The 24,616-nt window shown below is 41.9% G+C and carries 22 protein-coding genes and 1 pseudogene; 8 read left to right on the forward strand and 15 right to left on the reverse strand.

Annotated features, from left to right (window positions below; all coding sequences use genetic code 11):
- Positions 1 to 134 precede the first annotated feature (134 nt).
- Both QEP08_RS06115 and QEP08_RS06120 read right to left on the reverse strand, forming a co-directional pair.
- On the reverse strand, positions 135 to 2,006 hold the full coding sequence (locus QEP08_RS06115) for a M1 family metallopeptidase (RefSeq protein WP_285056598.1): 1,872 nt from the start codon (positions 2,004 to 2,006) through the stop codon (positions 135 to 137).
- A gap of 47 nt (positions 2,007 to 2,053) precedes the next feature.
- Entirely contained in the window at positions 2,054 to 3,187 is a 1,134-nt protein-coding gene (locus QEP08_RS06120; RefSeq protein WP_285056599.1) for a helix-turn-helix domain-containing protein, read from the reverse strand.
- Positions 3,188 to 3,403: 216 nt separating this feature from the next.
- Between QEP08_RS06120 and QEP08_RS06125 the strand changes: the two genes are divergently transcribed.
- Positions 3,404 to 4,144 (forward strand): tetratricopeptide repeat protein, encoded by a 741-nt coding sequence (locus tag QEP08_RS06125; protein WP_285056600.1) that lies wholly within the window; start codon positions 3,404 to 3,406, stop codon positions 4,142 to 4,144.
- Between the two features lie 105 nt (positions 4,145 to 4,249).
- Here QEP08_RS06125 and QEP08_RS06130 read toward each other — a convergent pair whose 3' ends face one another.
- Positions 4,250 to 4,966, reverse strand: coding sequence for a hypothetical protein (locus QEP08_RS06130; protein ID WP_285056601.1), 717 nt, complete (start codon positions 4,964 to 4,966; stop codon positions 4,250 to 4,252).
- A gap of 207 nt (positions 4,967 to 5,173) precedes the next feature.
- Here QEP08_RS06130 and lepB point away from each other — a divergent pair, with 207 nt between their 5' ends.
- From lepB to QEP08_RS06150, 4 genes are all read left to right on the forward strand, one after another.
- Positions 5,174 to 6,349, forward strand: a complete 1,176-nt coding sequence (gene lepB / locus QEP08_RS06135; RefSeq protein ID WP_285056602.1) for a signal peptidase I — start codon at positions 5,174 to 5,176, stop codon at positions 6,347 to 6,349.
- A gap of 62 nt (positions 6,350 to 6,411) precedes the next feature.
- Positions 6,412 to 6,954 (forward strand): hypothetical protein, encoded by a 543-nt coding sequence (locus tag QEP08_RS06140; RefSeq protein ID WP_285056603.1) that lies wholly within the window; start codon positions 6,412 to 6,414, stop codon positions 6,952 to 6,954.
- Positions 6,955 to 7,055: 101 nt separating this feature from the next.
- Positions 7,056 to 7,460, forward strand: coding sequence for an LLM class flavin-dependent oxidoreductase (locus tag QEP08_RS06145; RefSeq protein WP_285056604.1), 405 nt, complete (start codon positions 7,056 to 7,058; stop codon positions 7,458 to 7,460).
- 392 nt (positions 7,461 to 7,852) lie between these two features.
- Entirely contained in the window at positions 7,853 to 9,508 is a 1,656-nt protein-coding gene (locus QEP08_RS06150; protein WP_285056605.1) for a DUF4932 domain-containing protein, read from the forward strand.
- Positions 9,509 to 9,562: 54 nt separating this feature from the next.
- Here QEP08_RS06150 and QEP08_RS06155 read toward each other — a convergent pair whose 3' ends face one another.
- Together QEP08_RS06155 and QEP08_RS06160 are read right to left on the reverse strand one after the other, a co-directional pair.
- Positions 9,563 to 10,369, reverse strand: a complete 807-nt coding sequence (locus QEP08_RS06155; RefSeq protein WP_285056606.1) for a 3-keto-disaccharide hydrolase — start codon at positions 10,367 to 10,369, stop codon at positions 9,563 to 9,565.
- Between the two features lie 38 nt (positions 10,370 to 10,407).
- Entirely contained in the window at positions 10,408 to 13,437 is a 3,030-nt protein-coding gene (locus QEP08_RS06160; RefSeq protein WP_285056607.1) for a PVC-type heme-binding CxxCH protein, read from the reverse strand.
- 310 nt (positions 13,438 to 13,747) lie between these two features.
- Between QEP08_RS06160 and QEP08_RS06165 the strand changes: the two genes are divergently transcribed.
- Positions 13,748 to 14,251, forward strand: a complete 504-nt coding sequence (locus QEP08_RS06165; RefSeq protein WP_285056608.1) for a hypothetical protein — start codon at positions 13,748 to 13,750, stop codon at positions 14,249 to 14,251.
- A gap of 139 nt (positions 14,252 to 14,390) precedes the next feature.
- Here QEP08_RS06165 and QEP08_RS06170 read toward each other — a convergent pair whose 3' ends face one another.
- The 9 genes and pseudogenes from QEP08_RS06170 to QEP08_RS20905 all read right to left on the reverse strand — a co-directional run.
- Entirely contained in the window at positions 14,391 to 15,698 is a 1,308-nt protein-coding gene (locus QEP08_RS06170; RefSeq protein ID WP_285056609.1) for a hypothetical protein, read from the reverse strand.
- 73 nt (positions 15,699 to 15,771) lie between these two features.
- Positions 15,772 to 16,254 (reverse strand): cupin domain-containing protein, encoded by a 483-nt coding sequence (locus QEP08_RS06175; protein ID WP_285056610.1) that lies wholly within the window; start codon positions 16,252 to 16,254, stop codon positions 15,772 to 15,774.
- 355 nt (positions 16,255 to 16,609) lie between these two features.
- Entirely contained in the window at positions 16,610 to 17,299 is a 690-nt protein-coding gene (locus QEP08_RS06180) for a hypothetical protein (protein WP_285056611.1), read from the reverse strand.
- 186 nt (positions 17,300 to 17,485) lie between these two features.
- Complete coding sequence (locus QEP08_RS06185) at positions 17,486 to 17,824, reverse strand: cupin domain-containing protein (RefSeq protein WP_285056612.1); 339 nt, start codon at positions 17,822 to 17,824, stop codon at positions 17,486 to 17,488.
- Between the two features lie 283 nt (positions 17,825 to 18,107).
- A complete protein-coding gene (locus tag QEP08_RS06190; protein ID WP_285056613.1) occupies positions 18,108 to 19,229 on the reverse strand; it encodes an AAA family ATPase in 1,122 nt (373 codons plus the stop codon).
- Complete coding sequence (locus tag QEP08_RS06195) at positions 19,201 to 19,908, reverse strand: RNA ligase family protein (protein WP_285056614.1); 708 nt, start codon at positions 19,906 to 19,908, stop codon at positions 19,201 to 19,203. The genes QEP08_RS06190 and QEP08_RS06195 overlap by 29 nt, the downstream gene beginning before the upstream one ends.
- A gap of 313 nt (positions 19,909 to 20,221) precedes the next feature.
- Positions 20,222 to 20,815: a hypothetical protein gene (locus QEP08_RS06200; RefSeq protein WP_285056615.1), complete on the reverse strand. Its 594-nt coding sequence runs from the start codon at positions 20,813 to 20,815 to the stop codon at positions 20,222 to 20,224.
- 229 nt (positions 20,816 to 21,044) lie between these two features.
- Positions 21,045 to 21,338 (reverse strand): hypothetical protein, encoded by a 294-nt coding sequence (locus QEP08_RS06205; protein WP_285056616.1) that lies wholly within the window; start codon positions 21,336 to 21,338, stop codon positions 21,045 to 21,047.
- Positions 21,316 to 21,441: pseudogene (locus QEP08_RS20905) on the reverse strand (PD-(D/E)XK nuclease family transposase); the annotation flags it as partial. The pseudogene QEP08_RS20905 and the gene QEP08_RS06205, both read right to left, overlap by 23 nt.
- 400 nt (positions 21,442 to 21,841) lie before the next feature.
- Between QEP08_RS20905 and QEP08_RS06210 the strand changes: the two are divergent.
- Positions 21,842 to 23,275: a YncE family protein gene (locus tag QEP08_RS06210; protein ID WP_285056617.1), complete on the forward strand. Its 1,434-nt coding sequence runs from the start codon at positions 21,842 to 21,844 to the stop codon at positions 23,273 to 23,275.
- Between the two features lie 124 nt (positions 23,276 to 23,399).
- Here QEP08_RS06210 and QEP08_RS06215 read toward each other — a convergent pair whose 3' ends face one another.
- On the reverse strand, positions 23,400 to 23,846 hold the full coding sequence (locus tag QEP08_RS06215) for a hypothetical protein (protein WP_285056618.1): 447 nt from the start codon (positions 23,844 to 23,846) through the stop codon (positions 23,400 to 23,402).
- Positions 23,847 to 23,857: 11 nt separating this feature from the next.
- On the opposite strand from QEP08_RS06215, the gene QEP08_RS06220 reads away from it, so the two are divergent.
- The gene (locus tag QEP08_RS06220; protein WP_285056619.1) at positions 23,858 to 24,562 is read left to right on the forward strand and encodes a phytanoyl-CoA dioxygenase family protein; all 705 of its coding nucleotides are present in this window, start codon (positions 23,858 to 23,860) and stop codon (positions 24,560 to 24,562) included.
- The last annotated feature ends 54 nt before the right edge of the window (positions 24,563 to 24,616 follow it).

Consider the following 24,616-nt stretch of genomic DNA (forward strand, 5'->3'; position numbering starts at 1 on the left):
ATGGCCGTTGACAAAGTACATACCCAACCCTTCAATAACATCATGAGTGACAATGTCGCAATCAAACTCAATAATATGAATGCCTCCAGATTTGCATAGGTAAAATGCCAGCTGCTCCTTGACATCAGCGCCGTTCATCTTTCGCTCAGTTTTGTGCTGATGTAGAAATTGGCCGTATCCACTTTAAAATTTGCCTCACTAGCCTCATTCAACACCATGCTCTGCCACTTGTCAGACGGCTTAATAAACTGATTACTACCATTGAACATCACCCTGACCGGCATGTTGAAGCCCGGTACAGTATTGTTCCATCGATAATTCACTTTGTCTTCATGAAAAAAATACGCCAGTTCAGGTACCATTACTGTTCTCAAATACTGATCAAAAACATAAGAAAGATCGATGCCCGACTTTTTAGAGATATAGGTTTCGATATCACTGGAACTCACAGTTTTTAATGCAAAATCTTTCTGAATCCCGCGCAAGATCTCAAAGAATACTATATCATCATTCAGGATGCTTCTCAGGGTATGTATCAAACGGCAGCCCTTAGCGTAAGCATCACCGGTATCGTAAAAAACATGGTTCACACCATACTCACCAATTACCGTTTCTTTGTTAGCTGGTTTTTCCGCTTCAATTGTTTTTAACGCAGCCTCCGGGCCTAATCTTGATTCATACATCAGCTTTTCACCATAAACTGCAAATCCTTCATGCAGCCAGAAATCCGCAAAATCCTTCATGGATACATTGTTGCCCCACCACTCATGTGCAACCTCATGCCACATCAACCTTTCCAGTTCCGTGCTGTCTCCGCCAAATCCGCCAAGTGCTACAGCGCTCTGATGTTCCATAGCATGCAACGTCTCAATCAGCTTAAACCCATCACGTGAAAAAGGGTAGGGGCCAAAATATTGCTCATATTGCGCAAGCATAGGTTTCACTTTCGCAGCGAGTCTATGCGCCTGGTCCACATGATCAGGCAAGCAATAATAATCCAATGTGAGCATACCATAAGTATCCGAGAAATGAGTATAATCAGCAATATTAAAAGTAACGTTATAATTGTTGATGGGATAACTTACGAACCAATCGGTTAACACCTTGTTCCCCGGCAGATTTACTGTTCTGCGCAGTCTCCCATTCGAAATATTTTGTAACCCTGCAGGTACAATTACCGTGATTAATGTACTGTCAGGCTCATCAGAAAGGTGGTCTTTGCAGGGCCACCACAGGCTCGAGCCAGAACCCTGGCAAACCGCCTGAGCAAAAGTCTTCCCATTGGTGTCCTTACGCCAAAGAATACCTCCATTCATAGATACGGACTGATCCGGTTCCTGCGGCTGCCCATGATAATACACCCGGATCCCGGCATTTGTACCCTTGGGCACAGAGGCAGGAAACCGGACAAAAACCGCATCAAACTCCCGTTTGTAACTCAATAACCGGCCATTGTAAACAATACTATCTATCGACATATTTTCATAAAGGTCAATTTGAAGTTCCTGAAAATGCTGCAGCGCCTTGAAACGCATCAAAACATTGCCCGCCAGACTGCGGCGCTCCGGCTGAATATCCACAGTCAAATGATAATAGGTTACATCATAACAATCCCTGAGTGGAGAGCGCTTTCCCCGCAGGGTGTCTGCTCTTGTAAAACCATTCTGCCGGTTGGGAACCCTTTTTGCAACAGGGAAGTGTGGATCATCAAAAAGTTTCTGGCAGCTATAATCTTTTCCGCCCTGATTAACGATCATCTTATTAGTAACAAATGTAATGATCGCCTCAGGACTCACTTTATCCACCCGATATCTGTTTTCACCCAAAGACTTTAAATTGAGATAAGATTTACCATTCTCAGAAAAATATATGGAATCTCCCTCTGCCTTGACGGAGAAAATCCTGAGCGGTGTCAAATCAAACTGATAGGTGCCCGCGAAACTGTTGTGCTGACCTTTTACCCAATTGAATGCCAACAGAAAAAAAATGATAATGCGAAGTTTCATTTGATGTGTGTTTAGACCACAAACCAATGCAAAAGGTCCCCCGATACCTATTCAATTCTGGATTTGAATGGCATTTCGTATATAATCACTGGGTGTTTGACCAGTCGCAGCTTTAAAAGCCCGCTGAAAAGTTGGCTGAGAGTTGACCCGCAATCAAAAGCAATTCCTGTTATTGTCAAATGCTGCTTATCAGGATCCAGGATCATCCGCTTAACTGCCTCCACACGCCATGCGTTCACGTACTCCGAAAATCCCTTTTGAAGCACCTGGTTTAAAACAGCAGACAACATTTTCGGATGCATATTCAGGTGTGCAGCCAGACTGTTCAGGTTCAATTCAGGATCCAGGTATAATTGATCTTTCTCCATTGCCAGTTCAAGCGCGGCTACAGAACGTTCAATTTCTCCAGCTTCCAGGTTGTCAAAATAAGAAGCAGTCTTTTTTTGCTGACTGACATATATGATCCTGCTTCGGTGGTAACCCGCGTACCCTATCCAGTAAACAAAAATCACCGCTGCAATTTCTATCATATAGTATTTCTTGTCCCCAAGCACTGCCAGGAATGGTGAAACGGTAGCAATCCACAACAGATTAAATATGACCAATACAAACAGGAGCGTTTTTAGCCAGCGCATAATCATTGTTTTCTCTCCAGCTTCCCTGTTGTCCTGTTGCGCATGCTCACTAGCCAGGTTACGGTATTCACGGATGGCAAGTATTAAATAAACAGTAAAAACCAAAACGCTCAATGGTTCGGCAATTAAACAAAACCAATCGTTTAAAACCCTCACATCTACAAAACCTTTCTTTCCGTTGACCTGTAAAATCCAGGTCACCAATATCCAGATGCGGCAGAACAACGCCAGCCAAAGGATTGAAAAATGCGGCCAGTTTTTTAAAGTCGCAGAGACGGTCCGGAATGAGCGGACGTACAAATAAATACTCGGGCCCAATCCAAAAATGAGGATAAATGAGCATAGCTCAAAAAAGGGGAAATAGCTAAAAAGTTCAGAGCTCCAGTTTAAGGTTTCAAAACCATTGTAACTCAATATGAATATAAAAAATGCCAGTGAGCACTTCTGAATTTTATTATGCGCCGGCGCAAAGAACAAGTAAATACTGAAAAAAAGCGCCTGCGATGCACCCAATAAAACGATCAGTGAAAATACATCAAACTTCATCGGTTTTAAAGATAAGAAAGTCTTCGCTTAGATTTATCTATCAGATGACCCCAGAAGGAATACATAAAGTAAAATATAAAGAAACCGGTACCTATTGAGTTTAAAAAAGCTAACTTGGGGTATGAAAAAAATTAACGCTGCTCTTATTGTCCCAGATATTATACGCAGGAACCATAAAGGATTACTCATTGGCATCAATCAATAATAAATAACCATATGAATCTACGCTCCATTCTTTTTACAGCAACTATTTTAGTCAGTGCCGTTTTTATTTCATGCGGACAGGCGCAATCTCCTGCAAAAGCAGACCTGCCATTAGTTACTAAACCAATAAATTACAACGCATGGCAGGAAGAAGCTAAAACCAATATACGTCTACTTCCAAAATACGGGAATCTCCCTAAGAATGAGCAGCAAAAAGAGGCCGACAATAAATTGATCAGCAGATATGAAAAGCAGGAAGGAACAAGGCATAAGGGATCAGAACTATTGATCAATCAGGGATTTAAATATCTGTATAACGGAGACATTAAGACAGCAATGTACAGGTTTAACCAGGCATGGTTGCTGGATTCAACAAATACCGACATTTACTGGGGGTACGGATCTGTGTATTTCTATTTGAAGCAGTATCAACTCGCAATGGAGCAGTATGACGAAGGGCTGCGTATCAATCCTGAGAACTCAAAAATAATTACCGATAAGGCGACCCTCCATATGATAGCATACCAGATGAATAACGAAGCCTCCAAATTGAAAGAAGCCATAACTCTATTCAATAAGTCGTATGCACTGGACCAAAAAAACCAGAATACCTTGTTCAAGCTTTCAGTCAGCTACTTTTTGGACAATAACTGTAAAAAGGCACGATTATATTATGACGAATGTGTAAAATTGGGCGGAGAACCAATTACACCTGAGTATACCCAGGCTCTTAATGAAAAATGTAAAGATTAACTTACAGGAATGGTGTACAATATATTAAACGGCGACTCCCTTGCTTAGTTTTCCACAAGCAAAAATTGAAGGAGATATTGTTGTTGTTAGAGAAGGTCTTATTGGTTAGAAAAGATCAACCATTCCCCACCAACGTTTGTACACGCTAAACCTTACAAAGCCATTAGTAAGACGAGTTTTCTTACCTTCAGCATCATAAAGATTCAATTCAAACTCAGCCTCTATACGATACCTGTCGCTGTCAACCTGTTCCTTTTTCATAATCTCGAAATGAGAATCATCTTGCGGAAAATCTGAGACATCTTTAAAGTTAAACTCGCCCATGCCTGATTCTCCAAACGGATCAAAACTAAAGCAAACGCCATCAATCGCATTGATGTTCTGAAAGTCAACCGCAAAATCCTGTTTACCTTTATCAAGCATCTTCCTGATGTCCTTTGGATACCACATAGATCCAGCCTTAACCATATCTCTGACATGAAATCCTTTACCGAACGATAAGGTCGCATTGCCAGCTGAACCTCCAAAACTTTTTTTATAATGGAAATAAATAGAATCAACAGGAGAAGAATAAATTTTGCCATCAATAGTGCCCCAGTCCTTCATATTCTCCACAGGACCATCCAGTAACTTTAACCTTACGCCACTATTACCCATACCAACAGACCAGACATCCTTTGACGTATAAGATGTCCCATTCACTTCAAAGTAAATGCTGTCAGGTAAAATAACTGGTTCAGGATCAGGTTTAACTTCAGTTTCAATTTCAGGAACATTGTCTTTTTTACAACTCGTAAAGCAAATTGTAAATGCAACGGCCATTAAGGCAAGACGGAATAATTTAAGGATACTCAATTTGGATAATGTTGCTGATTGCAAATAGGGGATGATATACATGTTCTGCGTTAATCTAGACGCGAAAATACAATTTTTCCTCAATAAAGAATCTATTCCTATGGAAAAACAGCAATAGGACTCAGTAACAATTTAGAAGTTTGCCTATCTAAAACTCAACTAAAACGTACTACTATGCCAGGCTGGAAATTTTTCCTGAAGAAAGACCATGTAAAGAAAGAAAAGACAAAAAAGAGAGAATGGCTTGACGCCATAATCTTTGCCGTCGTTGCAGCCACCTTAATCCGGATTTTTCTTATTGAGGCCTATGCCATTCCAAGCGGTTCAATGGAGAAAACCCTGCTGATCGGCGATCATCTATTTGTGAGCAAAGTAAACTACGGAGCGCGAATTCCCATGACACCCATTGCTTTCCCGTTTGCACACCACACCATGCCTCTGACAGGGACAAAGGCCTATTGGGACGGCGTGCAGTGGAAATATCATCGGCTGCCTGGCCTGTCTGACATTAAAAGAAACGACATCGTAGTCTTTAATTTACCTGTTGGAGATACCGTCGCCCTGGAAAACCAGGAGCCAAGTTACTATAATTTAGTCCGGCAATTTGGCCGGCAATCCATTCATAGTCAATATACCATAACCAGCAGGCCAGTAGACAAAAGAGAAAATATCATCAAAAGATGTATCGGGATTCCAGGGGATATCGTAAGCATGAAGGAGGGCATTGTCAGCATAAACGGTAAGCCAGAACCACTGAAAAGTACCAGCCAAATGCCATATAGAATCCAATTCAAAACAACTGACATTAATTTTGACGTATTTAGTGAGCTGGGCTTTACCGTGAGCGAAATGCAGCAGATTAGTCCGGATAGCTACCTTGCCATTGCTAGTCCCGATATGATCGGTAAATTAAAGAAACTTGATTTTGTAAAATCTGCCGGTTTAGAGGTAAAACCAGATACAGTCAATGATGGCGATCTTTTTCCGCTTGATGCTAACCGCAAATGGAACACAGATAACTTTGGCCCTGTAAAAATTCCTTCAAAGGGCTGGACCGTTCAACTGGATAGTACTACCATGCCATTATATTATAGGGCCATCAGAACATATGAGGGAAATAAGATCGAAAGGAAGACGGACGGTTGGTATATCAATGATAAACTCGCAAGCTCATACACCTTTAAAATGAACTATTATTGGATGATGGGTGATAACCGGCACAATTCCATAGATTCCCGGCATTGGGGTTTTCTGCCTGAAGATCACGTTGTTGGAAAGGCACTATTTATTTGGATGAGCTGGGATAAAGAAGCTTCGTTTTTCCATAAAATCAGATGGGGAGATTGCTGAAAGGAATTAATTAGATCTCTCATATTTACTTATATTTACCATAACCTTATAATCTAAACAAAATGACGCCTCAAAAAAAGCTATACCTGGCAATAATAGTACTGGTTACACTTGCCGTGCTGCGGGAAACAGGAATTCTGAACCTGAATTATTACAAGACAAAAATCAATACCAATGCACAAGTGACATGGTTTTCGAGTGCGAAGACTAGAGCCGCACAGTATTCAAAACGCGTTGCTAATCATAGAAATACCGATTTGTCAATTGTCATATTACTGGACAATGATACCATCTATAAAGAGGTCAATAAACGTCCACCGGTTCTAATGAAGCTTCATTCTTCTTATGGCAGATCCTTATGGAGACCATTGTATAAATCAACCAGTTTCACAGCCGCCGGATCGATGAGCTCAGATGACGCAAACGAGAAATTAACATCTTCAGAATATGCATCAAAATCACACCTGTTTGGCGAGTTAACAATAAACGGTGATATTACCATATCTGGCCTTTGTTCTCACAGACAAGCGATTCAGGTAGTCAAAAATGTAATCGCGGGGAAAGCCGTAGATGAGTTAAAGAGATATTTATCATCATTACAGTGAACATGTTTCGGATCCGCGGCAACAAAAAATGACGCTCAGTTGTCTGACATCTACCAATCCGAATTGCTAAATTGGGGCTGCTTTATAGATCAGATTAAAGAATGAAAAAAATTGGATTCTTATCATTTGGACATTGGTCCAACCATCCCACCTATCAAACCCGTACAGCTGCCGATACATTACTACAGTCTATTGAACTGGCTGTTGCAGCTGAGGAGATCGGTTTAGATGGTGCCTATTTCCGCGTACATCACTTTGCGGCACAACTGGCATCTCCATTTCCATTGCTAGCAGCTGCAGGCGCCAAAACAAGCAAAATAGAGATTGGTACCGGTGTCATCGATATGCGGTATGAAAACCCTATGTATATGGTAGAAGACGCCGGAGCTGCCGACCTGATCTCCGGCGGACGGTTACAATTAGGGATCAGCCGGGGTTCGCCCGAACAGGTGATCGATGGCTGGCGCCATTTCGGATATGAACCATTAGCCGGACAGACTCATTGAGGAATTGGCTAATGATGAAGCAATTCAGGAAGCAGACACACTACTTTTGACCATACCGAATACATTGGGTGTTGATTACAATGTGCATGTGCTCTCGTCAATCCTGGAACATGTAGCTCCCGGGCTGGGTTGGCGTTAGCTCCGTTTTTCTCATCCCTCACAAGGCATAGAAATCCATTTCATCCCGGTGAAAGTGGTTTGGTCACATTTTTTATGCCTTTCATCACATTTGTCTAAAGCCCTTTCTCCGAGGTACTACCTTTAAGCAAGGATTGGTTTTAACCGGGCAAACACTAATAATTTTAAGAAGCTCGTGAACTGGCGATGCAACGCAGCCCGGATAAAGCCGTCTTATGAACGTGCCTGATAGAAAATAGGTAAGCCAATAAATTATGAGAAAAATAACTGCTACTTTTTTATGTCTTGTTCTGATGTCCTTTGTTAGCCGGTCCGCTTTCTGTGCCGCCCCAGGTGCTAAATACAAAGAAAATAAGCTTGTTCTGAATGGAGTAAATTTTTCAGTAGACCCGAGAATTGAATTGTTCCATACCATGGAGGTGCTGGCGGGTGTCCCTGTTACCAACTTCATTGACCTGGATTATAAACAGAAAATGGTAGATCGCTTATCGCCGTTTAAAACTCATCCGCTGTTTACTTACCTACGGCGAAATCCTTTGTACGGGAAACTATTTACCACTATTGATGGCCCGATCTGGTTTATGCTGCACATGACACCTGAGCTGGATTGGCGTAAAGATATCCCGGTCCCGGAACAGCAGAACCCAGCGCTGGATTCTCTGCGGATATTGATGAAAGACTTCTCGGTAAAGGCAGATTATGCGGCATTTTTCAATAGCAATTCCGATCTCTATCAAATTTCGCTGGCAACCCTGGCTTACAATCTGCCGGACTTTGATGAGAAAAACCGGTTGATGGATTACTGCGGGGCGAAAGAGAAAGCAAAGACCCAGTTCAATGTGATTCTGAATTTCCTGGGCTGGGGCAACTTCGGGCCGAGAATATTCAAAAAAGATGGCGCGGAGCTGTATGCTGTGATTGCACCTGACAAGACAGCCATCCGGGTGCCTACATTTGACGTGCGCAGCTTATATAAACTGTTGTGGCACGAATTCGCACATTCCTTCGCCAATCCGGCCGTTGAAAAGGTTCAGTCCCAGTTTGAGCCGATGAGCCATTTACTGGAACCGATCCGGGAATCCATGAAGTCTCAGGCTTATGATTCCTGGCTGGTGGTGGTCAAGGAACACCTTACCGAGGCAATTGCCTGCCGGATGGCAGCACTAAAGTTTGGCGAAGCGGCAGCGGACATGAATTACTTCAGATACCAAAAAGGGATGCGCTGGATTTACTTGACGCCTTTGATCAATGCTTTGAAGGTTTATGAGGCCAATCGCAGTACTTATCCCACCCTGGACAGTTTTATGCCGAAAATCATCGTATCACTGAAATCTGTCGGACAGGCCGATATCGACCGCTGGATGGCAGAGACTGAGCAAATCCGTAAGCCGGATCTGACTGTTATTCCGACGGTTGGAGACATTTACGATAGGAAAAATATCTTGTTTATTTATGCTACAGGCGAAACGGACCAGGTAGCTGACCGGAAGCTCAAAGATTTTATGAACAAGTTTAAAAACCAGGTGGGGGTGCTTAAGGAAGCAAAAATGGTGACAGACACTGTAGCCCTGACAATGGATTTGAGCAGCTATAATTTATCGGTTTGGGGGACGCCCTGGGGCAATAAGTTCCTGGAAAAGTACATGCCACAGATTCCGCTGCGCATTACTGGTGAACAGGTGGTTGCTGAAAATACGTATAGCGGCAGCGGCTACGGAGTTTTGATTGGCTGGGTGAATCCTGCAAACCCGCAAAACACCATGGCAGTCTATACGGGGCAGAGTCCTGCTGATGTGGTTGATTTTAACCAGATTATGAACGGCAGTGGAAATTATCACATCTTCCGGAATTTCATTACCATCAGGCAGGGCAGTTTTAACAGGCAGGCGCAGACTTGGGTAGCTAAATGATTATCTACTTCGAATGCGGATCGACATGATGTCCATAGACGGGAGGTTATCTCATTATAATTTTTTATACAAGATGTTTTTGAACTGTACTTTAAACGGCGGGCCTGCGTGCATTTGAAACCCAAGTAAACCTTCGGCAACAAAATTCTTCGGATCTTCATCAATAGCAATGCTCATTAACTGGCCATTTATAAATTGCATCATAACAGGACCGCGCGCAACAATGTGATAAGTGTTCCAATCATCCGCTTTAACTGCGCTCTTAAGCGCGTTGCTGTCGCCAATGTGGCCTATTATTTTGTATTCTAAACCGTTAGGGCCATTAACAACACGTGTCACTTCTCCGCGTTTAGACAATACCACATGTCCCTGGCGTCCTCTTTCTTCGTGTACATTACCTGTGAAACCGTTGCTGTACTCAAAATCAGCCTGGTATCCTTTGAGTATCCATTTGCCTAACTTGGGCATTTCAGTACTTCTGTACTGTAAACCGCTGTTAGTGCCATTCATTTTATAATCAAATTTCACTTCAAAGTCTTTTACTTTGCCAGCGCGCCAGATCAGGAAATTATTTATTTTAACTACTTTTTCCGGAGTAGTCTCGCCAATAATTTCGCCGTTCTCTGCACGCCAAAATGTTGGGTCGCCATCCCATCCCTTTAATGTTTTTCCATCAAAAATAGACACAAATCCTAAGCTATCATCTTTAACATAGTTTGGATAAATACCACCGACCCGTCTGGAAGGCGGGCGGTTTTGGGGCACCGGTTGACCCGGGTCTTGTGCCTGCACTGTATTCAGTGCAGCAAAAAGAACCATTACGCTAGCAGAAATTTTAATTAAATAACTGATCTTTTTCATTTATTATTGTTGTTGACAGGGTGTTAGTTATAATTGGTTTATGACTTCTTTTTTAAGCTGCTCAGGTATTCCAGCAAATCAGCTAACTCTTGTTTATTCATAGTTTTATCCAATCCTTCCGGCATCAACGATGTTTTCAATTCTTTAATTGATTTTACATCAGAGGCCTTTAGTTTTTCTGTTGTGCCGCCCGGGTATTTTACATCAACCTCTGTTTCTGTTTTACTGAACACAATACCCGTTACCATTGAACCATCTTTCATGGATACCTCAGAAGTTTCATAACCGAAATTAATTCCGCTAGATGGATTAACAATGTTTTCCAGCAATGCTTCTTTTGGCAGCTTTGAGCCGATTTCTGATAATTTCGGGCCAAAATCCAAGCCTGCTCCGTTGACCTGGTGGCAAACAAAACAAGTTCTGGCAAATATTGCTTTGCCCTTAGCTACATTTGCTTTACGGGCTGTTAACTCTCTAAATAGTGAAGAAAGATCTTTGCCGGTTGATGGAGACGGAATATTTGCCGCCACAGCGCCACCTGGTCTTGGTCCCGAAGGCGCATTTGTTTTTAGCTCTGCCAATACATCTGCAGGTGTATTGACAGCAGTGGCCAATTCCTGTGCACGCACACGTCCACCTCTGCTTCGTCCAATTGCAGTTGCTGATAGTTTACGAATTTCCAGGTTGTATTTGGTATCAAAAGCAACGGATTGTAATAAGTCTAACGATTCCTTAGTTCCAACACTGCCTAATGCTATTAATAAAAGTTTAGACTTTTCTAAATCATTACCGGCAAGCATATTGGTTATTAAAGACGAACCGCCTGATTCAGTAAGTGCGGCCAATGATGTTCCGGCTATAGGCATGTTATATTTTTCAATGGCCAATTGCAGCAGTTTTGGATTTTCTGAAGTAATCTTATACTGATCAATAATGTCAACATATTCTGGCGTTCCATATAATGATGGAAGAACTTCTTTTAATGTTTTTTGAACCGAAGCAGAACTACCCACTGCTTTAGGATCCATATGCTTTAACACAAGCCTTGTAAAATCAGGGGTCTTGTTTGGAAGGTCGAGCATTTTTAACAGGTAAGCAGATTTAGCAGTACCTGTATTAAAATCAAAGGCACGGAAATAGCGTAACCTGTTTTCTAAAGGAGTTTTTTCATCAGATGCCAACTGCGACAAATAGGGCAGGGATTCATCTGTTCTTGCACGCCAAACAATGTCTTTGCTTCCATCATCTTTAAGCGGATCTTTTACCTTTTTCAGGTATGCTTTAAAAAACTGGTCCCATTGGTGATCTGCTCCAATACCTAAAGCTTCAAGGTACCAACGATCTGTGCCTGAATTTTGGGACGCTAGCGTTGCCCATAATGCAGGTGCATTTTGATCTTTGTTATGATGTAACGCAATGGCCAATTCTCTTTTGACCTGTGGATCAGCATCATTTGTCAATTTGGCTACCGTACCGGCAACATCAAGTTTTAACTGCCTTGCAGCACGTATACCTACAATTCTAATATTAGGATCAGCATCTTTAATGGCTTGTGATATGTAAGTGCTGCCTTTGCCCGGCATTTTTATCAGTGCCCATAATGCCCTGGCACGTAATCTGGAATCAGCCGTTTTTTGTCTCCAGAGCTTTTCTAATTCAGGTATGGCCCTGGTGCCCAATGCCTGTAAACCAACCCACGCTTTGTATCGTACAGGTAAGTTGGCATTTTGTAGTGCACTAACTAAACCTGCTGCACTATTAAAATCAAATACAGGAATGGTGTAGTCATTTTTTCCGATAGGGAACACCCTGTAAATTCTTCCCTTGTCTAAATCACCGGCCTGATGACCGCCCACACCCGGATCGTACCAATCTGCAACAATTAAAGATCCATCAGGAGCTGCACATACATCTACCGGCCTAAACCATTGATCTGTTGGATCAGTTAATATGTTGGCAATAGTTGCCGTATATCCTGCACCTTTATTTGTAACCGGATAGGCACGAACCACATTATTTCCCGGTTCAGCATGTATCATTTGATTTTGATAAATTTTAGGTAAGAGCGTTCCCTCATATACCATCATCCCCGAAGGTGAACCCGCACCCGTTGCCAATAAATTAGGTACTACGCCCGGATCATTTTGATGCCAGTGCTGCAGCGGGGTTTCTTTTTCCATATTTGTACGGGGTGCTCTCCAGCTGGCATTGCTCATTTCGTCGTTGAAACCAAATTTGCCATACTCCATTACATAGTTAATACGTGTTGATTTGTTTCCATCATCATCATTATCACTTTGCCAAAGGGTACCGTAACTATCTACAGCTACTTCAAACATGTTTCTGAAATTACTGGCAACAACTTCTACATTAGATCCGTCAGGGTCGCATCTTAAAACCATACCCTGGCGATATTTATTTTGATCAATAGGGTCGCCATCCTGGTCTAACACCGGATTGTTATTTTTGTCCCGTATCTGTTTACCTTCGTTACCAAGGTTGAAATATAATTTTCCGTCTGGCCCAAAAGTAAAGGCATGTGCGCCATGGTCATGCTGTTCGCCGCCAATCCCCTGGAACATAATTTCTTTTCTATCGGCTTTACCGTCCTCGTTATCGTCATAAAAAGCCCATATATACGGGCTTTGCGCTACAATCACGCGTTTACCTAAAACGCAGATACCCAGTGGCGCGTTCACTTCTGGTCCCTGGTAAAAAACAGTGCTTTTATCCATTACACCGTCCTTATTGGTGTCTTCCAATAACATAATCCGGTCGCCGGCCGGGTTAGTTGGTTTTTTGGTGATATCAAAGCGATAATTGTAGGCTTCGGTAACCCAAACCCGTCCTTTTTCATCTACCGAAATATTGGTTGGGTTTTTTAGCATGGGCTCAGTTGCCATTAGCTGTACGTCCAGACCGTCGGCCGGTACCAGGCCGTTAACTCCCGGCGATTGGATGGTTTTTTGCATGGTTAATGAAGTGTATGAGTACAATATCGTACACAATGCAACAAGCACTGGAATCGACAGCATCTTAGTATAATGCTTCTTTCTTAATGTGTTCATATCTGACCGGTATATTTGGTTCTGTAAAACTAGGATTAATTGTAACCCCACATTTTCCATAAAAAGACTTTTTTTTGTCCAAAACAGACTTTAAACTATTCAAATTTGAATAATTCGTGCGGATCGATGCCTTGCCATAGGAAGAAAACCCTGTCAAGGCGCTGCAGATAGCTAAAGAAATATTTGTACTTTTAACTCACCAAATAACATGCCCTCAGTTGGCCAATTACTAAATTATAAACTGATGAATCTCTCAAAAGCACCGTTTCAATACATCTGCATCTTGGTATTCATGGCCTGCACCCTAGGTATGAAAGCACAGAATACTCGCAATCTAGATCTGATCAAAGGCGTCTCGATTTTTAAATTTGGAACAGACACCAGCGAAATTAAAGAAAAGAGGCTCAGATCCAGGTCACTTCAGGACTCAAGACATGTAGTCTATTACCAATACACCGGAGATTCCCTAAAAACAATTTTCAATGTTCCCGTCAATGAGGTATTGCTGTATTACTACAAGAACCAGCTGTTCCGCATTGATGTGAACTTCGGATCGCTCAGCAAAGAATATACCTCGCAAGAATACAACCAGGTGCAGCAACAACTGGAGAAACTTTATGGGACCGAAAAAGTGAAGCTGGCCATGAGTGGAGCGGTCATACTGGGTGGATTCCGTTGGGAGGGAAAAAAGATTAATGTTGACCATTCGAGACATTCCTATCCTCCAAAACGCAAAGCCGACAATGCCATTGTTGGTGAAATCAGCTTTTCAGATAGAAACCTAACCAGGCAGAGCGTACTGGATAAAACTTAAAAATAGGATGGGCCGGGGTAAACTTATCTTAAAAACTCAAACTCATTATTAAATGAAAGAACAGCAGAAAATCAAGATTCCTCCCAAACGGGAAGCAGCTTGATTTTCTGCTTTCGTATTTATTTGCGGCTTACTATTACTATTGCTTTTTCAAGCGGAAAGTTCCTTCGATGGTGATCGGCACCGTTTCACATCCTCCCGCTACCGTTGTACGCAGGGCTCCGTGTATTTCACCCTTGATCAACTTGTCACGATCTGCCGAAAGCTTGATATTTCCGGGAGCATGCAGATATACTGTACTACCGCAAGCAGTGTAATAAGAGGTAAATCTTTGAATCTTACCGTAATAAGGAGAAGTCAATGTCACATAAGTCTGTTGATCGCCGTACGGCTTCGTGCCCAGGCTGAAATCCGGCGCCTCTATCTGCATGGCATGCCCACGGCTTGCATCGCGTACATAGAAATGCAGTTTTCCGCCTTGTGAACGGGTCGTGACGTCATAAAGTAAATAGCTCGTGTTGCCACCTAAGACAAATTTAGCATACTCATCCGGCATCAACTGAAGGTTGTATGTCAGCCGCAACGCCTGCCCGCGGTAGGGCCGGTTGGGATCAGAAAAGTCGTTTAGATTTTTAAGATCCACATAAAGTGACATATTCAAATAGTTTTCGATCTTAGCCGGCGCTTTGTAGCTTGCGGAAAATCCATTCCCTGTTAGCACACCAGTCACTTCAGGTGACCCACTGAAAAACAACTTCCAATCCCCGATCTTGGATGCATCCAGACTATAGGGCGGGTCTATCAGGTCGTCTATTGACTCTATCGGTGGTTGCGTAATTTGGATCTCCAGCGAAGTTTGCTCGCCGCCGTCTAACTCATCCTTGCCGTTATTTTTAATTGTGATTGCCTGCATCAAGGTCCAGTCGCTGAAATGCCGCGTTTTTACTTTCATTGTTTTGGTGAGTTCATCATACACAGAGTTTTTCGCACAGTGCCAGTAACCATGCTTATCCTGATAAGTCATGTACACCCAATCGGGTAACAGAACCATACCAGTTGTGTCACTTAACGGAATTGATATTTCGACATCTTTCTTGAATTGCACGTCGTCAGGTAACAGCCGGTAAGATTTACCTATACTTCCGCTTGCCATAGTATTGGTTACCTCCTGTATGCTTATGATTACATCATCATCCAGAGCACCGGCTGGAACGGTAAGTTGCAGAGCATTATTTGGTACACTCAGGTTTCCTCCGGCAGCACCGATGGTCGCCTGTATCTTTTCGCCCTTAATCTCACCGTGCGGCTGCTTAATATGACCCGGGAAGACTACTTCCTCATCGGGGATCGGATCTGGCTCAAAAGTCTGCTTTTTTTTACAGGCGCTAAAAGTTATAGCTAAACACACTATAAGGGAGGCGTATTTAATCGATAGTTTGTTCATCATTATATTGAGGGGGTGTTTGTTATACCGGCTGAACTGGGTGGTGTTTTTGAAATAAAAGACGCTTTAGGCTTGCTCATCGCCCGGGGACAATGAGGCTAATTTGATAGACATTTGTCATCCGCTCGATCAGTCGCTGTAGTGCTTCAGGTGGTGGTGGCCCCTGTGGGGGAACGATTACCGGTTCGCCAATGGTTGGTGTGCTGAATTCCTGAAAAAATTCCCAAAACTTTCCCGGGGTGATTACAGTCAGGAACCTTGCTTCCGCGCTCAAAATTCTGAACAAGTGAGGAACTCCGCGTTCGGCGAAGATTGATCCTTCGGCTTTCAGTTTAGTCCTGGAGCCTCCAATAACAAACTCCATTTCTCCTTCCAATAAGTAAAATGTCTCGTCTTCATTGGCATGCACATGCAATGGAGGCTCTGAGCCTTTTGGCAATACCATTTCCATTAAAGCCAGCGCACCGCCGGTAGCTGTCGGCGGGATCAGGGTTTTAAAATATCCGCCGTTATAATCACGGTACGAAGAGAGCGCCGTCTCGTTTATAATTTCGTTCATGTCTTTATGTTTTGCTGCAAAGTTTCACAGGCCGCATAGAAAATGCAAATTCGGTCGACAAAGGGTAACTTTTATCGACAGAAAACCTGATTGTTGTTGTTAGCTAAACCCACGCTAGTGATTAGAGCAAGAGGAGATATCTTATTACTTCAATTTCTTGTTAAAGATTTCTCTATCGGTAATTTGCCTCAAAGTCTTTGTGCACATCTTTATCGCCTTTAAACCAGCGATAGTAATAACTGAAAATAACGCCCGACATTGAATCTGGCTCCGATATTCCGTGTTTTTCATGTTTCAGTGAAAATTGATGTTTATAATTAACCCTCTTTGCCTGTTTCTGATCGGGGATAAGTATTTAACCTCTTTTCGACATCCTACCTTCAATTTTGCTACTTGCAGAAAACTTCTCCTCGCAATGACCCTTGACAAAGTACATGCCCAGCCCGTCAATAACATCATGAGTGACAATGTCGCAGTCAAACTCAATAATATGAATGCCTCCAGATTTACATATATTAAAAGCCAAACGCTCCTTGACGTCAGCGAAGTAAATGAACTCAGGGCAACTGGAATCACATCGTTCCATCCAGAAAGCAATTTCAATCAGCTTAGGTAAGCTATTGATATCTACAATGAGCGCCTGATCATACGTTATATCGCCTATTAGCTCTGCAAAACCCTTAATTGCTTTCTGGAATGGCTTATATTTATTATCGGGGTTACCGACAAACTTAAGCTTAACGTGGCCAATCATAATTACCTCTTCAACATTCAATTGATTCAGCAGGTCAACCATCTTTCTAGAAAGCTCATCAGTAAATGTGGTAATCTCTGTATGATTGAAGGAAACGACGCTATAATGCTTTTTGATTTTTTTGGCTTCAAGAGCAATTGCGTCATGCATATCATAGTACCACTGCCCATCGTCATCTTTTGAGAAATAAGCAGGATCATCATCAAACATTGCAGTTTGAATTTCTATTATCTCTGAAGTAATAGAATCAAAATTCTTAAAAATGTAATCTCTGGTAACTGGTTTTATCATAATTTCCTCAGCAGAACGCCTTCAGTATTTCTAAATATCTTGAAGCCTCTTTATTTCTTCAATAGCATATCCTGTTCATTCTTAGTCATTTTTGAATATTCTACTATGTTATATAAGTTTTCATCAAGCTTTGCTTTTTTTCAATGGAGATGAAGCTTGCTTCGCAGGTCTCAAAAATCGTTTTCTTCAAATGAGGAGAAAATTCTCACCTCCAACAGGCCCATAAAAAAATACCCACGTGGCAAAATCATCCGTAAAGTCTTCAAAGCGATGTTCGACACCCGCTGATACAAATATAAAATCTCCGGATTTGAACTCCCGGCGGGCTCCTTCCTTAGAGAATGTGCCAGAACCGGAGGCGATTACATAGATTTCATCTCTATCATGCGGTTGCTGAAGATCAACCTTATCCGGCTTATAAAATTCAACCACAAGTGACCCATGTTTAAATATTTCTGTAAACAGACCACCTTGTTTATCGAGTAGCTGAGCAGCCTGCTCTATAGAGATTTCTTCGTTATTCATAGCTATATTGTTTCGTTGTTGGCGATAGCAGTAAATCAAATCATGGGATCTTAACAGGAATCATGAAGCCAACAACAATGCCTAAGATACGAATGCTCTTTGCATATTCACTGGAAGAACGAAACTGAACAGCCAAGGACTTATTGGCGACGCCATCAAAATAAGTTCTTACCTCTTATTATTCATATTTGGCTTATCATAAAAACTCAAACCCCTTTCTGAAAACTATAAATCCGTTCTGAGTAAAAAAGCGCCTCAATTATGATGAGGCGCTTGCATAGACCTATCCCGGATAATAACTCACTTCATGTGCTTCCCATTGTGCCGGGACCTCAAGCTTTCGGGCGAGTCTGTCCACAACAGCAGAAGGAACAACATCATCACGGGTTTTATTCTGCACATGTAAATCCTTGAAAGGCACCTCGACATACACAATACGCACCCTGGCTTTGTAAACAGAAAACAATTCAATCAGCTGCATACGCATTTGACTAGTGATGTTGGTAGCGTTCCAAACAAAAGACTTACTCTTCCGTAGATGGACCCTTGCAAGTTCTTTTGCCTCCTGAATAACCTGACCATTTCCAGTCTTATCGGTAGGAGAGACACCTTTTTCAATTCTGATGGCGTCCAGAGAAATTACCGGCCAATCGGAGTAATACTTTTTGATAAAAGTATCTTTGCCAGCACCAGGCAGCCCACTCATCAGAACTACTTCAAAACCAGGATTTTCAAACGGTATGTAGTCAATATAGGCGTCGTCATGCTGCATATAGTGTATCTTTGCCTTATCAGAACTAAACCTATAAGGCACACCCCAGCAATTATTTTCCTGACAAAAAGCTTCAAAGCAATCTATCCGGTAGAGCATATCATCCTGATCATCGCATACCCGCCCCAGCATATCAGCACGCGCCAGCAAAGCCAGCCACTGCGTATTTACCTCCATACTGGCCTTTACCAGAAACTTCAAAGGATCGGGTTTTTCAAACAACCAAATCGGCAAACCATGATGGCGTACCAGGGCGGCAATCTCTTCCCTTATGGTAAAAGGAGCAAGGTCATTTACATACAGCAAATGCCTGGCAAACTGAGCACCTTTCCGGGCATGCCCGTTTGCAGTGATGCTGCCGTCTGCCTCCAAAACCGTAGTGCTATATTTCTCCACATCGTGAAGCAAGGCTGTAACCCATAAGATCTCCTGCTCCTCAACAGAGAGTGCCTTATAACCCTGCTCATCCTGCAAAGCTTTCAACACCATTTGCGTGTGTATAGCCACATTACCTTCTGCATGATGACGTGCGTCCTGAGGGACATCGCTCATTCTCCTTACCCAATCAAACCGATCTTCAAGATAAGTCCACTCTTTATTTTCGCTAAAGGTCCACATGTTTACCTCCTTCATTTGTTAATTGGGCACGCTTCCAGTTCCTGATCCAATGTACATCGGTTTTAACGTGCCCCTTTCGTACATATTTAAATAAATTTTTCGCAAAATCGGCTACGGGATATCCATTTGCGTTGCGGGTAACAATCCCCTCTATGGTGGTTGCTTTCCCTTCCGATACATCATAAGGCTCAAATGTTCCCCTGCCGTTTACCAACATCAGCATTTTATCCTCAAACAGTTTTCTGTCATCAGGCATTTGTTCTGTCCCAAGTACCGGAACAGTAGGCAAATCCAACAGGTTCGCATAAAACCGGGTCTCTTCCCAACCGAGCCAATGCTCATGCAACCGTATGCCGAACACATAAAAATGATGTTCCAACTTTTTGTATTCAATGGAATGAATGGCGTACAAATTCTCCCCAAAGATTTCCAGATCGCCCAGATCGTGCCTCACCAATTGCCAGAAACGCCGCAGACTTTCTGTCCAGGGAGAAGTAGCAGGCGCAGCATGGGAACGCGCGAAAACACCATATTTTGAAAGGCAGTTGTTTTCACCATCAAGTTTTTCTGTATGTATAAGATTAGGGGTACCCTCTATGTGGTCCCAGTAGTCGTGTGCTATGCGGTCGTCGCTTGTTGTTCCAGGCGAAAACGGATAATGATAGGTACGACCGTATTTTTGTGATATAGTCATGTTTTCAAGAATTTAATAAAATTAAAATACCGCTTCCTTCCCTGAGATGGGAAAGATCATAAAAGATTTATGGACAAGCGATTACATGACTCAAGACTTATATGGTTTTGCTGACACAAATATAGATAATAATTAAAGATGTCAACCGGTCAATAAAAAAAACTTCAACCTGAGAAGCCTGCTTACAATATCGAAACCCTAAAAAGCTAGCTTGTTCCTTGACGTCACTGAAGTAAATGAACTCAGGACAACTGAATCACATCGCTCCATCCAGAAGCAATTTCAATTAGCTTAGGCAATGATCAGAGGTCAATTAATGGCCCTTAAAGTCCTTCAAACACTTTTTAATGTACAGCATCATGTCGTATGCGGTTGTTTGTTTTGCTGTTGCAAAACCGGGTCGGTAACGTGTCTGGAACAGCTGTAAAGAATCGCCCTGAAGATGCGTAACAGAACTGATCAGTGACTTCGAAAATACCCTGTCAACAAACGCAGTTTCTTCCTCCTTCAGCAGATTGCGCTTAAGCCGCTCCACAGGATTCTTTTTCTTCCCCAGTAAACCCGGCAGCGACAACAAATTGATTCCCACAAGAGAAGAAGTAGAACTTTGAAACGCACTGTACCTATTGTTATAACTCACCTTCTGGCTGAACAGATCAGTCAGGCCCGGGGCTTTGTGGTTAAAAACATTTGCGAACTGAATCCTGTTGGATAAGCTATCCAATCTGGTATTACGAAAACCCATAATATTTACTTGTTTAAGTTTCACCGACACCCTCAGCCCCGTATCCTGTACGGCAGTATCCCTTTTGGCAATAACCTGAGCATTTGATGAATTTGTGACGAGCAACAGCATAAGGACCGAAGCCACTTGTAGCAAGACCGACTTTTTGATAAGTACCGACATTGACCAAAAATAAAGGCCAATTACCAGCTATTTTAAATATTAACAATCTTCAACACAGTAAATTAATAAGTGTGATGTCTATCTAAGTGCCCCAATCTCCCCGATAGAAAGCTTGAGGTACTTTGTAATTTGGTTAACCGGTACGTTACTCGTTCATTTCCTCAGGTGTTAAGCTGCCAAGTTGTGCGGTTTTTAATACTGGCAAAAAAGAAACTCAGTACAGTAATATCTAAAGCCTCTCTATCTCTTCAATAGAGAGATTTGTACATTCAGCGATTAACTCAGGATCTACACCTTTCATTTTCATTTTTGAAGCGACTTCTAATTTCCCCTCTAATTTCCCCTCTAATTTCCCTTCAATTTTTCCTTCAATTTTTCCTTCAGCTTTCCCCTCAGCCTTTCCCTTCTCCCTGCTAGAAGCAGCAGCCAGGTCATTATCCCACTTGCGTTTTAAATCCTGGTCGTACATATCCTGTTCACTCTTAGTCATTTTTGAATATTCTGCTGCCTTTGAAGATTTCATTGAGAAAATCTATCAGCAAATCTTTATTAGGATCTGAACCAAAAATCTTTTTAAAACTGAAATCAAGCAGAGGATTGATGTACCGGCTGTGTTTTAAAGGCATAGAACTACATTTTCAAATTATGCCGCAAGTGTAAACAACAGGTATTCAATTAGTCGGTGATTATCCGGTTAAGTTAGAAATCCCACATACCTCGAGATGACAAGGGGTACTAAAGAAACTCAAACCCATTATTACTCGCCATAGCAACCAAAGACTGAATGTTATCTCTTAACCTTGCTCTAAGCTTATCCCTGCTCTAGTTGATGAAATAGAATCATCATATTTTGAGAATTAGTATTAAATTGCACTATTAAATTAAATTAACGTGTTTTCAAATAAGATACTCGATCCACTATATCTAATTTTCCTTCTAACTTTTAGCACCTGTTTACTCAATGGATGTAAAAAAGATAAGCCCGTAGAAGAACCCATAAAAGCCACCCCTCTGGAAAACGTAAAAATGACGTTTTCCCAGCCTCAAAAAGCGAATTTTGCTCAGGGAGATACCATTAACTTTGAGATTGTATTACAGGGTGATACCATACAAGACTTCTCAAAACTCACGATTACCTGGCGAAGCAATATAGATGGGATAATAAAAGAAGTCAAAGGCGTCAAAGATTTGAAACTGTCAGACACAACCTTGTCTGTCGATGAACATATCATCACTGTAGAAATCAAAAACGAACTGGATTCAGTAAAAAAGTCATCTTTCACCATACAAAAAGGGGTAGGACTTTTGAAGCCTGAAAAGACAGACCATACCGTTATTCTCCGATGGAAAAAATATGAGAAAGCCAACTTCAAAGCTTACAAGATTGTAAGACATAGGCAAAACCGGCCTGTAGACACCATCACTATAACAAACCAAGCCACCACAACTTTCACTGACGACACCGTATGGCCGGGTGATGCGTATAAGTATACAGTAGTTCTAAGCAGAACAAATGGAACCCTTAAAGGCAATGAACGGTCCCTCGTGGCAGGAACCTTTATTGAAATGGATTACCCCATCCGCAGCCTGGTTAAAGACCCGTTCAGAGACCGGATATATGCACTTGTAGCGGAAGGTCCACGGTCTTACCCTCTTGGAGGTGGAAATGGCATAATCGTGGTCAATACAAAAGATTTAAAAATTGAAGCTCGATTACTTAAGCACATCAGCTGCACAGACATGACCATTAGTTTAGATGGAAAGTATATGTATTTAGCTGATGAAAGTACAACTATCCAAAAGATTGAGCTGGAGACGCTGACATCCGCGGGTACCATTGAGACCAAGTCCCTTGGCGTGTACCATCTGGAAGCCGGAAGCAATAATCGTTTGTACTACTATGTTACACCTCCTACAAGCGGCACCAGACATTTCGGGATAGTAGATCTGGCAAACAATATAGATCTGCCTTATAAAGAGAAAATGAAAGATCAACCTTTCAACGTTGGAGATTTTGATATAGATCCGGCCACCAACACAATATATCATGTTGAGGCGCTTAACGGAGGGAACTTTAGCAAAATCACTACCACTTCTGATATTTTTGAACTGCCAGTCAGCTTTTACGTGCATTCGGCCTTCGGAAAACTTATTTTTAACAGTTCAAAGCAACGTTTATTTGTAAATGAACAAGTCTATGACAGAGACCTGAACTTTATCGGTGAATTCTATGACGGAAGTTCCGAAGCGCTGATCACAGCGGTATCCCCATCAGGAAACCTTGCCTTGAGCCTTGGAGATTTATATGACGTCAATACATTTAAAAAAATAAAATCCCTGACCAGGCTTCCTGGCCATGGCATTTTTCTGAACGATAAACAGCTGATTTGTTACTATACCGAAAACCCCCTTGATAAGGTCTATAAATCCAGAATATTTCGGTATGGAGTAGATAACTAAAAGATTTCCATACTAAAAGAAGTGCTAGATTATTCCAGAGGTTTGTTTCCTGCCATCAGGACTTGACGATCTCTGTTTTAACAAGAAAATACAACTGGATACATTCCCTGAAATACGCACCATATCAATTCTCTCTTATTACTTCAATTTCTTTGACCAAAAAATCACGTTTTACACCATACCTTAAATATTTACTTGCAATCATTCTTGCTTTTACCCTTACTTTAGGTGTGAATTTATCTCCCCATGAATCTACGAGAAAACTGAGTTTGTCATTGTGGCCGCCGGCTAGCGGAAGAAACACCGTTGTATCACCAAAGCTAAAAGCCGCAGTGGCATTTGTAGCTTCCCACTTAAGTTGAGGATGTTGTTTCTGAATTTGCAAGAAACGATCTCTAAGACTACCTTCAATCTCCCGGGCTTCTCCTCGGTATTTAGCAACAAATTCGATATCTGTAATAACGTATCCGGAATCTGGCAATACTACAGGTGTTTTCAGTAAGGAGTCGATATTGCAGGCGGCTGACTTCTTACTTCTGCCCAGGTATTCACTGTTGAAATAAATCGCCATCTTTGTTGCGAATGAACCTATATCAAGATCAGATCTCCAAAAACGGATTTACAGTCATTGGAGATGTATTTTCTGAGGAACAGATTTTGCTTTTTTGCGAAAAGATAGAAAATGCCAATAGTTCCAGTGAAACCTTTAGAAGATCTGCCGACCTGTTTGCAATCAGGCAGTTTTTAAAAGAAGTGCCAGATATTTATCCGCTGATTTTTAATGACACATTTAAAAACCTGCTGGCCGGACTATTCGCAGAGGACTATTTTGTCGTCAAATCGATTTATTTTGATAAGCCAGAGCAATCCAACTGGTTCGTTTCGTACCATCAGGACCTGACGATCTCCGTTGACAAGAAAATAGAACTCGAAGGATTTACAAAATGGACAGTAAAGCAAGACCAATTTGCCGTGCAGCCGCCGTTACACATTCTGGAAAAGAGTTTTACCGTCAGAATCCATCTTGACGATACCGATGAAAATAATGGAGCGTTGAAAGTTATACCAGGCTCACAGCTTAAGCAGATTTATCGTCCAGAAGCAATTGACTGGGAGAACGAAACTGAATTTACCTGTTCGGTTCCCAGAGGAGGCATTATGATTATGAAACCTTTATTGCTGCATAGTTCGAGCAGAACGACAAATAACAACAAAAGAAGGGTAATACATCTGGAATTTTGCAGTCAGGAATTACCAGGCGGACTGCAATGGTCCGAAAGAATTTAGTAGACTAGTGTAAATTCAAGACGTAATAGTCTATGATCTCCGAAGTAATAGAAT

Origin of the sequence: Pedobacter ginsengisoli (genome assembly GCF_030244015.1) — a bacterium.
Classification (GTDB): domain Bacteria; phylum Bacteroidota; class Bacteroidia; order Sphingobacteriales; family Sphingobacteriaceae; genus Pedobacter; species Pedobacter ginsengisoli.

Bases quoted from the DNA above. Each gene is read 5' to 3' on its own strand.
- QEP08_RS06115 (WP_285056598.1), bottom strand. From the start codon at position 2,006: ATGAAACTTCGCATTATCATTTTTTTTCTGTTGGCATTCAATTGGGTA.
- QEP08_RS06120 (WP_285056599.1), bottom strand. From the start codon at position 3,187: ATGAAGTTTGATGTATTTTCACTGATCGTTTTATTGGGTGCATCGCAG.
- QEP08_RS06125 (WP_285056600.1), top strand. From the start codon at position 3,404: ATGAATCTACGCTCCATTCTTTTTACAGCAACTATTTTAGTCAGTGCC.
- QEP08_RS06130 (WP_285056601.1), bottom strand. From the start codon at position 4,966: ATGGCCGTTGCATTTACAATTTGCTTTACGAGTTGTAAAAAAGACAAT.
- lepB (WP_285056602.1), top strand. From the start codon at position 5,174: ATGCCAGGCTGGAAATTTTTCCTGAAGAAAGACCATGTAAAGAAAGAA.
- QEP08_RS06140 (WP_285056603.1), top strand. From the start codon at position 6,412: ATGACGCCTCAAAAAAAGCTATACCTGGCAATAATAGTACTGGTTACA.
- QEP08_RS06145 (WP_285056604.1), top strand. From the start codon at position 7,056: ATGAAAAAAATTGGATTCTTATCATTTGGACATTGGTCCAACCATCCC.
- QEP08_RS06150 (WP_285056605.1), top strand. From the start codon at position 7,853: ATGAGAAAAATAACTGCTACTTTTTTATGTCTTGTTCTGATGTCCTTT.
- QEP08_RS06155 (WP_285056606.1), bottom strand. From the start codon at position 10,369: ATGAAAAAGATCAGTTATTTAATTAAAATTTCTGCTAGCGTAATGGTT.
- QEP08_RS06160 (WP_285056607.1), bottom strand. From the start codon at position 13,437: ATGAACACATTAAGAAAGAAGCATTATACTAAGATGCTGTCGATTCCA.
- QEP08_RS06165 (WP_285056608.1), top strand. From the start codon at position 13,748: ATGAAAGCACAGAATACTCGCAATCTAGATCTGATCAAAGGCGTCTCG.
- QEP08_RS06170 (WP_285056609.1), bottom strand. From the start codon at position 15,698: ATGATGAACAAACTATCGATTAAATACGCCTCCCTTATAGTGTGTTTA.
- QEP08_RS06175 (WP_285056610.1), bottom strand. From the start codon at position 16,254: ATGAACGAAATTATAAACGAGACGGCGCTCTCTTCGTACCGTGATTAT.
- QEP08_RS06180 (WP_285056611.1), bottom strand. From the start codon at position 17,299: ATGATAAAACCAGTTACCAGAGATTACATTTTTAAGAATTTTGATTCT.
- QEP08_RS06185 (WP_285056612.1), bottom strand. From the start codon at position 17,824: ATGAATAACGAAGAAATCTCTATAGAGCAGGCTGCTCAGCTACTCGAT.
- QEP08_RS06190 (WP_285056613.1), bottom strand. From the start codon at position 19,229: ATGAAGGAGGTAAACATGTGGACCTTTAGCGAAAATAAAGAGTGGACT.
- QEP08_RS06195 (WP_285056614.1), bottom strand. From the start codon at position 19,908: ATGACTATATCACAAAAATACGGTCGTACCTATCATTATCCGTTTTCG.
- QEP08_RS06200 (WP_285056615.1), bottom strand. From the start codon at position 20,815: ATGTCGGTACTTATCAAAAAGTCGGTCTTGCTACAAGTGGCTTCGGTC.
- QEP08_RS06205 (WP_285056616.1), bottom strand. From the start codon at position 21,338: ATGAAATCTTCAAAGGCAGCAGAATATTCAAAAATGACTAAGAGTGAA.
- QEP08_RS06210 (WP_285056617.1), top strand. From the start codon at position 21,842: ATGACGTTTTCCCAGCCTCAAAAAGCGAATTTTGCTCAGGGAGATACC.
- QEP08_RS06215 (WP_285056618.1), bottom strand. From the start codon at position 23,846: ATGGCGATTTATTTCAACAGTGAATACCTGGGCAGAAGTAAGAAGTCA.
- QEP08_RS06220 (WP_285056619.1), top strand. From the start codon at position 23,858: ATGAACCTATATCAAGATCAGATCTCCAAAAACGGATTTACAGTCATT.